The sequence below is a fragment of the Corallococcus sp. AB045 genome (assembly GCF_003668895.1).
GTDB lineage: Bacteria > Myxococcota > Myxococcia > Myxococcales > Myxococcaceae > Corallococcus > Corallococcus coralloides.
This window is the reverse complement of record NZ_RAWN01000324.1, coordinates 1-6672: the sequence shown is the minus strand read 5'-3', so window position 1 is coordinate 6672 and position 6672 is coordinate 1. Positions and strand designations below refer to the sequence as shown.

The 6672-nt window shown below is 69.9% G+C and carries 6 protein-coding genes; 4 read left to right on the top strand and 2 right to left on the bottom strand.

Features of this window, described 5'->3' with window-relative positions; genetic code table 11:
• The 4 genes from D7Y21_RS39505 to D7Y21_RS39490 form a co-directional block, all read left to right on the top strand.
• The coding region (locus tag D7Y21_RS39505) for a hypothetical protein (protein WP_370039923.1) at positions 1-1415 on the top strand (1415 nt) is incomplete at its 5' end.
• Positions 1405-2064, top strand: a complete 660-nt coding sequence (locus D7Y21_RS39500; RefSeq protein ID WP_233591738.1) for a hypothetical protein — start codon at positions 1405-1407, stop codon at positions 2062-2064. The genes D7Y21_RS39505 and D7Y21_RS39500, both read left to right, overlap by 11 nt.
• A 12-nt stretch (positions 2065-2076) precedes the next feature.
• Entirely contained in the window at positions 2077-3615 is a 1539-nt protein-coding gene (locus tag D7Y21_RS39495; protein ID WP_121718464.1) for a hypothetical protein, read from the top strand.
• A gap of 632 nt (positions 3616-4247) precedes the next feature.
• The gene (locus tag D7Y21_RS39490; protein WP_121718463.1) at positions 4248-5414 is read left to right on the top strand and encodes a FadR/GntR family transcriptional regulator; all 1167 of its coding nucleotides are present in this window, start codon (positions 4248-4250) and stop codon (positions 5412-5414) included.
• Here the strand turns inward: D7Y21_RS39490 and D7Y21_RS39485 are convergent.
• Both D7Y21_RS39485 and D7Y21_RS39480 read right to left on the bottom strand, forming a co-directional pair.
• Positions 5402-5689: a hypothetical protein gene (locus D7Y21_RS39485; protein WP_121718462.1), complete on the bottom strand. Its 288-nt coding sequence runs from the start codon at positions 5687-5689 to the stop codon at positions 5402-5404. The two genes, D7Y21_RS39490 and D7Y21_RS39485, sit on opposite strands and share 13 nt — an antisense overlap.
• 44 nt (positions 5690-5733) lie before the next feature.
• Entirely contained in the window at positions 5734-6576 is an 843-nt protein-coding gene (locus tag D7Y21_RS39480; RefSeq protein ID WP_121718461.1) for a class I SAM-dependent methyltransferase, read from the bottom strand.
• Positions 6577-6672 lie beyond the last annotated feature (96 nt).

Below are 6672 nucleotides of genomic sequence, written 5' to 3'. Positions count from 1 at the left end.
CCCCAACCCCGAGCCGATGGCTGCTGCCCGCGCTGCTGCTGCTCGGGTTCGCGACCCCGGCCGTGGCCATGCCCACCGGTCCCGGCACCTTCTGCGCCGAGTACCCCACCGCGCCCGCCTGCCAGGGCACCCAGCCCGCCTGCACGTACTGTCACGTGGCCCCGCCCCAGCGGAACGGCTACGGCGCCGCGCTGGAGCCGCACCTCGCCCCCGGCAAGCCGCGTCCCCTCTCCGACGCGGACTTCGCCGCCGCGCTCCCCGCCGCGCTGCGCGCCATCGCCACCGAGGACACCGACGGCGACGGCGCCCCCAACCAGTTCGAGGTCGAGCAGGGCTCGCTGCCCGGCGACACCACCAGCGTCCCACCCAGCGGCATCTGCGGCGGCGGAGAGAACCCCCAGTTCAAGGTCTGCCAGTACGACCCGCGCTTCGCGTACCGCCGCATGCTCAGCGACTTCTGCGGCACGTCCCCCACCTACGCCCAGGTGGTCACCTTCCTGGAGCTGGGCAGCGAGGAGAAGCAGCGCGCCTTCATCGACCAGGAGCTGGACCGCTGCCTCCAGTCCGACTTCTGGCGCGGCAAGCACGGGCAGCTCTGGAAGGTGGCCCACCCGAAGATCCGCCCCGTCGGCTCCATCAAGTCCGGCGAGGACGCGGGCATCATCCCCCTGGCGGACTACTACGACGACTACGCCCTCTTCACCTGGTCCCAAACGGACGACCACGACGCGCGCGACGTCCTCACCGCCAGCTTCTACGTGAAGCGCTCGGGCTCGAGCCCCACCACGTACACCGCCACCAACAGCCTCTCCTCCCAGTTCGTGGAGGCCTCGCGCCGCGCCGGCAACATGACGAGCGCGTGGACGCTCACCTCGTTCGTCATGTTCACCGCGCTGCCGCGCAACGCCGCGTCGCAGATGTATCGCGCGTACCTGGGCCTGGACATCGCGAAGCAGGAGGGCCTGCACAGCGTCCCCAACGAGCCGCGCGACCATGACGCCAAGGGTGTCCAGGCGCCCCAGTGCGCCGCGTGCCACGCGACGTTGGATCCGCTGTCGTACCCGTACCGCAACTACAACGGCCTGGGCGGGCTGCCCAACCGCTACATCCCCAACCGGCTGGAGCTGCTGTTCCCCAACGAAGTGGCCACGCTGAAGAACACGCCCGAGCAGGGCGTCATCCTGGGCCAGCCCGTGAACAACCTCATGGAGTGGGCCCGGGTCGCCGCCAACAGCGACGCCTTCGCCATCTCCACCGTCACGGACTACTGGAAGCTGCTCGTCGGCCACGCGCCCCTGCCGGAGGAGAACGAGGAGTTCGTCCGCACCTGGCAGGCCTTCCGCACGACGCACGCGTACCGCGTGCAGAAGATGCTTCACGACCTCATCCGCACGGAGGCCTACGGTGCGCCCTGAACGCCTGCTGTTGACCTGTCTGCTGCTCACGGGCTGCTCCGACAAGCTCCCCACCGCCGTCGACCTGGGACCGGACGCGAACCCCGGCGTGACGCCCGGATGGGACGGCGGCGTCGCGAAGTCCCAGAAGGGCAACCTGCGCTTCAAGGGCCCCGAGCGCCTGTCGCTCGACCTGGCCCAGGCGCTGGAGCTGCCCACGTCTTCCGTGTGCAACGAACTGGGCCAATACCCCTGCCAGAACGTGCACGGCGTGGCGCTGGGCGGAGTGGACCCCTACCAGCACAGCGTCTACGAGACCGCCCCCGTCACGGGCGCCACCACGCCCATCGCCGTGGAGCGCACCGTGCTCTCCGCCTGCAACGCGCGCATCGCACTGGACGTGAACACGCCCACCGCCGCGGTGGTGTTCAAGGACGTGGTCCTCACCGCGGACGGCAAGCTGGTGGACGCCGCGAGCCCGGCTGTCGCCACGGCGGTGACCTCCCTGGTGCGCCGCGCATGGCTGCGCGACCCGACCCAGGACGAGCGGGACACGCTGGTGCGGCTGTCCGCCGACGTGCAGGCCACCGGCGTGGCCACGCCAGGGGTCGCGTGGATGCAGGCCGCGTGTCTCGCCGTCTTCTCTTCCGCCGAAGCCGTCTTCTACTGAGGAACCCCTCCCATGACCCTCAAGACCACGGGCCGGCTGTCGCGCCGGGAAATGCTGCGGGCACTGTCACTCTGCGCGGCGGGCACCACGCTCGCGCCCTTCCTCTCCGGCTGCCGGGACTCCCTCCAGACGCCCGAGTCCCTGGAGAAGCCAGGCCGGAAGCGCGACGCGCTCGACGGCAAGCCGAAGTTCCTCATCGTCATCGGGGCGGCGGGGGGCGCGTCCATCGTGGACAGCTTCCTCGCGGTACGCCAGTCCGAGTCCGCCAACGCCGCCGGGCTCAACACCTTTCCGGACGCGCAAGTGCAGGGCGTGGCGGACAGCCCCTTCCGCGCGGTGAAGTACAGCAACACGCGCCTGGGCAGCATCAACATCCCGGTCAACACCGACCAGTTGGCGTTCGTGAAGAAGCACGCGAGCGAGATGTTGGTGGCCACCTCCGTGGGCACGTCCGTGAACCACGGCATCGCGCAGAAGCGCTCACTCACAGGCAACGGCGCCTGGCGAGGCCGCACGCTCCAGGAGGCCGTCGCGCTCCAGTGGGGAAGCGGAACGCCGCTGCCCAACGTCAACATGGGCACGGGTGGCTACGCCGAGCGCGGCACCGATGACAGCCTGCCCCTGTCCTGCTTCGGGGAGCCCGTGGTCAACCCGTCCCTGTGGCCCCTGGGCCTGGATGGCTCGCGAGGCATCGCCGGAGCGCCGTCGAAGGACGTCATCGCGCTGGCGCGCAGCACGCGGGACGCCCTGGACCAGAAGTCCATCTTCGGCCGCACCTTCCAGGACAGCGGCGCACTGAGGCGCTGGAGCGAACAGCGCGGCGTGCAGCAACCGAAGCTGGAGGCCCTGGACCTCATCACGAAGCTCAACGTCCTGCCGGACCTGCCGTCCATTCCCTTGTCGAAGTACGGATTGGAGAGCTCACCGGACGGAGCGCGGCTGCGCGAGGTGTTCCCCGGCTTCTTCACGGACCCGGTGCAGGGCCAGGCGGCGCTCGCGTTCCTGCTGCTCAAGTACCGGGTGTCCGTGTCGGTGACGCTGGGGCCGGACTTCAACGTCGCGGTGGGCGGGCCCAACGGCATCGCCAATCCGCCGCTCGCGTTCGACATCAGCCACAACGACCACCGGGGCGGACAGGCCTTCATGTGGGCGCGCATCCTGTCCACGGTGGACTCGCTGATCACGCTGCTGAAGGCGGAGCCGTTCGACGCGGACTCAGGTGAATCCATGTGGGACCGCACGCTCATCTACGTGGCCACGGAGTTCGGCCGCACGCGTCCACGCCCCTCCGGCGCCACGGAGTTCGGTTCGGGCCACGACCTCAACAACGGCTTCCTGCTGCTGTCGCCCATGGTGAAGGGAAACACCGTGCTGGGAGGCGTGGATCCGAACACCACCCTCACCTACGGCTTCGACGCGCGCACCGGAGCCCCACAGCCAGGCAAGGTGACGTCCAACGAGCCGGACATCTTCTCCGGAGTCCTCACCGCAATGGGTGCGGACCTGAGCGGCAGCGGCCTGCCGAACGCGAGCGCCTTCAAGCGAGCCTGAAGCCTCCCAGGTCCGAAGCTTCCCGAACCGAGGAGGCCACCCGAAGCGCTGACCAACCATGTCGCCAGCGTTCCGAAAGCAGACCCACGACCCGAATATCTCCGCGAAGACGCGCGCGTTGCGAAGCGCCCCGGTGATGCGCGACGTCATGCGTGCGCGGACACCAAGGTGGGACCACGGGCAGCGGCGCCCGGCCGGGCCTGGTTCCTTCAAAACCTGTCCGACAGTCGGACACGCTTCCGCCGCATGAAGCCCAAGGCCACGCCGGACCGCCAGGGGCTCGACGTCACGCGTGCGCGGACTCCCAGGTGAAACCACGGACAGAGGCACCCGCCAGGCCCCAGTTGCCTCAAAACCTGTCCGACTGTCGGACACGCTTCCACCGCCTGAGGCCCGAGACCACGCCGGACCTTCAGGGGCGCAACGTCACACGTGCGCGGACTCAAAGGTGGGGCCATGGACCAAGGCACCCGCCCGGGCCCGGTTGCCTCAAAACCTGTCCGACTGTCGGACAGGTTTTCGCCCCATGCGGCCCGGGGGCGCGCTCTCCCGGCAATCGACTCGGAAGGTGGGGTCGCACGTCCATGTCAGACCCCTGTGGTTGGATGGCGATGCTGGGACGAGGAAGGGGAATGGGGATGGAACGGCGCGGACTCGTGGCTTATGTGGAGGCTCAAATTGAGCGCGATATCGCGCTGGGGCGGCTGCACCCGAGCGGGCAATTCGGCTCCGAAGCGAAGCTGGCGCGCCGCTATGAGGTGTGTCGGGGCACCATCCGAGAGGCGCTGCGGCGGCTGGCGGCGCGAGGACTGGTGGTGCAGCGCCCCGGACGCAAAACTCGCGCGGTGGCGCTGGATGAGTCGCTGACGCTGGAGAATCTGGGCCTGGCGCTTCATGGCGTGCGCAACCCGGATGCCCGGTGGCTTCTGGAGGGCTACTTCAGCCTCAAGCGGCAGGTGCTGGTGGAACTCCTGGTCGACTGCTGCACGAGGGCCTCGGACCTCGACCTGGACCGGCTGGGGAGCACGTGCTTCCAGCTCCAGGACGCGGCGCGCTGGGAGTCGGGGGAAACCTGCGCGCATGCGGAATTCGAGTTGCTGCGGCAGGCGGCCCGGGTGGCGGCGCGGCCCGGGCACGTGCTCCTCGTTCAGTCCCTGCAGCGGGCCTTCCTGGGAGGAGCCGCCCAGTTGCTGCCGCTCCTGGGCGGAGAGGCGCTGCGCGAGTGGGCCTTCCGCGCGATGGGGGCCCTGCGGGAGCGCGACGTGCGGGCACTTCAGCACGAACTGCCAGCGTTGCTGAAGGCTTGCGATGAGCGCGTGCTGAATGCCTTCGCCCCAGCTCCCCAGGTACCTGCGTCTCCTGAGGCTCCATGCGCCCAGGAGGACATTCCCAGCCCCCCTGTGGCAGCCACCGGGCTGGAGGATGCGCCGGAGGTACGCTCTTGCGTCGAGGAGCGGAGCCCCGGTTGCCCTGTGCCGGCCTCCGAGGCGCTCGGGGTTGCGCCGTGCCCTCAGGCACAGACACCCTCCGTGGCTCCGGTCAGCGAGGCGCTGCTGTCTCCAACAGCTCCGGGGCCTACTCCCCCTGGGTTTGGTGGAGCGCGCGCCGAGAGCGAGGTGATGGGCTCGGCCTTGGACAACCTGTCCGGCTGTCGGACAGATGGGGACGGTTCGTCTCCGGAGAGCGGCCTCCCGCGGATCGACGCCCCAGCCACCGGCCCCTGTGGCCCCCCCTGCGCGAGGCTTGCTTCCGCGCAGGATGGGTCAGCGCGCCTCGGGCCTCCTGATCAGCCGCCGTAGCAGTTCAGGGTCGAGCCGCCACAGTAGCTGGAGCCGGAGTTGCTCCAGGAGCCCGCCGAGTTGGTGCAGATCTGGTTCTGCTGGCGCTCCAGCGTGGGCGTGCAGCAGCCCACCTTGATGGTGCGCGTCTGGCCAGGGATGCAGCCGGCCTGCGCGGACACCTCCTGCGTGTCCTCCTCCACCACCAGAGCGCCCTCCTCCGGCGCCTCCACGCCACAGCCCACGGCTCCCAGCAGGCAGCCCACCAGCAACAGTCCCCGCTTCAGCGTCTTCATGTGTCGCTCCCGGTTGTCGTGATTCACGGCGGCCGGGGACGCTATCAGGGACTTCCGTCTTCACCAGGTTGCACGGGATTGCCTGAACCGGGCAGTCGGGCCCACAACACCGTGGCGTTGGGCCGGGCGGGCTCCGGGGTGAGGCCCAGCTTCTTGAAGTCCTTCGAGTAGCGCGAGCCCTTCAGCACCACCACCCGGCGTGCCACGCGCCGGGCCTCGTCCACCGTCTCGCGCGTCAGCGGCGAGTAGTCCGCGTGGCGGCGCAGCGCTTCGAACGCGGCGGAGGATTTTCGCTCGCGCTCGAACATCGGATCGAAGAGCACCACGTCGAACGCGCCGTCCGGCAGCGTGCGCAGGAACTCCGCCGCGTCCGCGTACACCGCGCTCACCGCGCAGGCGGCCGGGTGGCGCTCGAGCCCCTTGAGCCCGTGCCGCACCAGGAGATACAGCGCCGGACTCTTCTCCAGCGCGATGACGCTTCCGCCCGGCCCCACCAGCCGCGCCGCCACCTGCGCATCCGCGCCCAGGCCCAGCGTGCAGTCCAACACGCGCTCCCCTTCGCGCAGGCCCGCGACGCGCACGAGCTGGTCCTCCATCACGCCCGCGTCCAACTGCTTCACCCGCAGGTGCGCCAGCCCCGGTGAGAAGCGCAGCGTCCCTTCCGCGTCCACCAGCGACACCGCCGTGGACTCGAAGACAATGAGCGCGTCCGCCATGTCGGTGAGCAGCTTCTTCAGAGGCAGCTTGTGGTGGCGCTCCACATACGGCACGCCCACCGCCTCCGCCGCACTCCGCGCACGCTGTGCGAGCTGTGCGTCCACCCGGTCCGACGTGGTGACCACCAACGGCTGGCGGGAGGAGGACGGGGTTTCTGACGGAAGGGACATGGGACGGCGCAGCCTACCCCGCGCGCAAGCCGTGCCTCCGGGGACGTGCCCCTGTTCACTGCCCGTCACCCCACCTTCCCCCGGGACGCATGGCCC

What these genes read in the sequence shown, in the direction of transcription:
- D7Y21_RS39485 (WP_121718462.1), bottom strand. Translation starts at nt 5,689, where the DNA reads ATGAAGACGCTGAAGCGGGGACTGTTGCTGGTGGGCTGCCTGCTGGGA.
- D7Y21_RS39480 (WP_121718461.1), bottom strand. Translation starts at nt 6,576, where the DNA reads ATGTCCCTTCCGTCAGAAACCCCGTCCTCCTCCCGCCAGCCGTTGGTG.
- D7Y21_RS39490 (WP_121718463.1), top strand. Translation starts at nt 4,248, where the DNA reads ATGGGGATGGAACGGCGCGGACTCGTGGCTTATGTGGAGGCTCAAATT.
- D7Y21_RS39495 (WP_121718464.1), top strand. Translation starts at nt 2,077, where the DNA reads ATGACCCTCAAGACCACGGGCCGGCTGTCGCGCCGGGAAATGCTGCGG.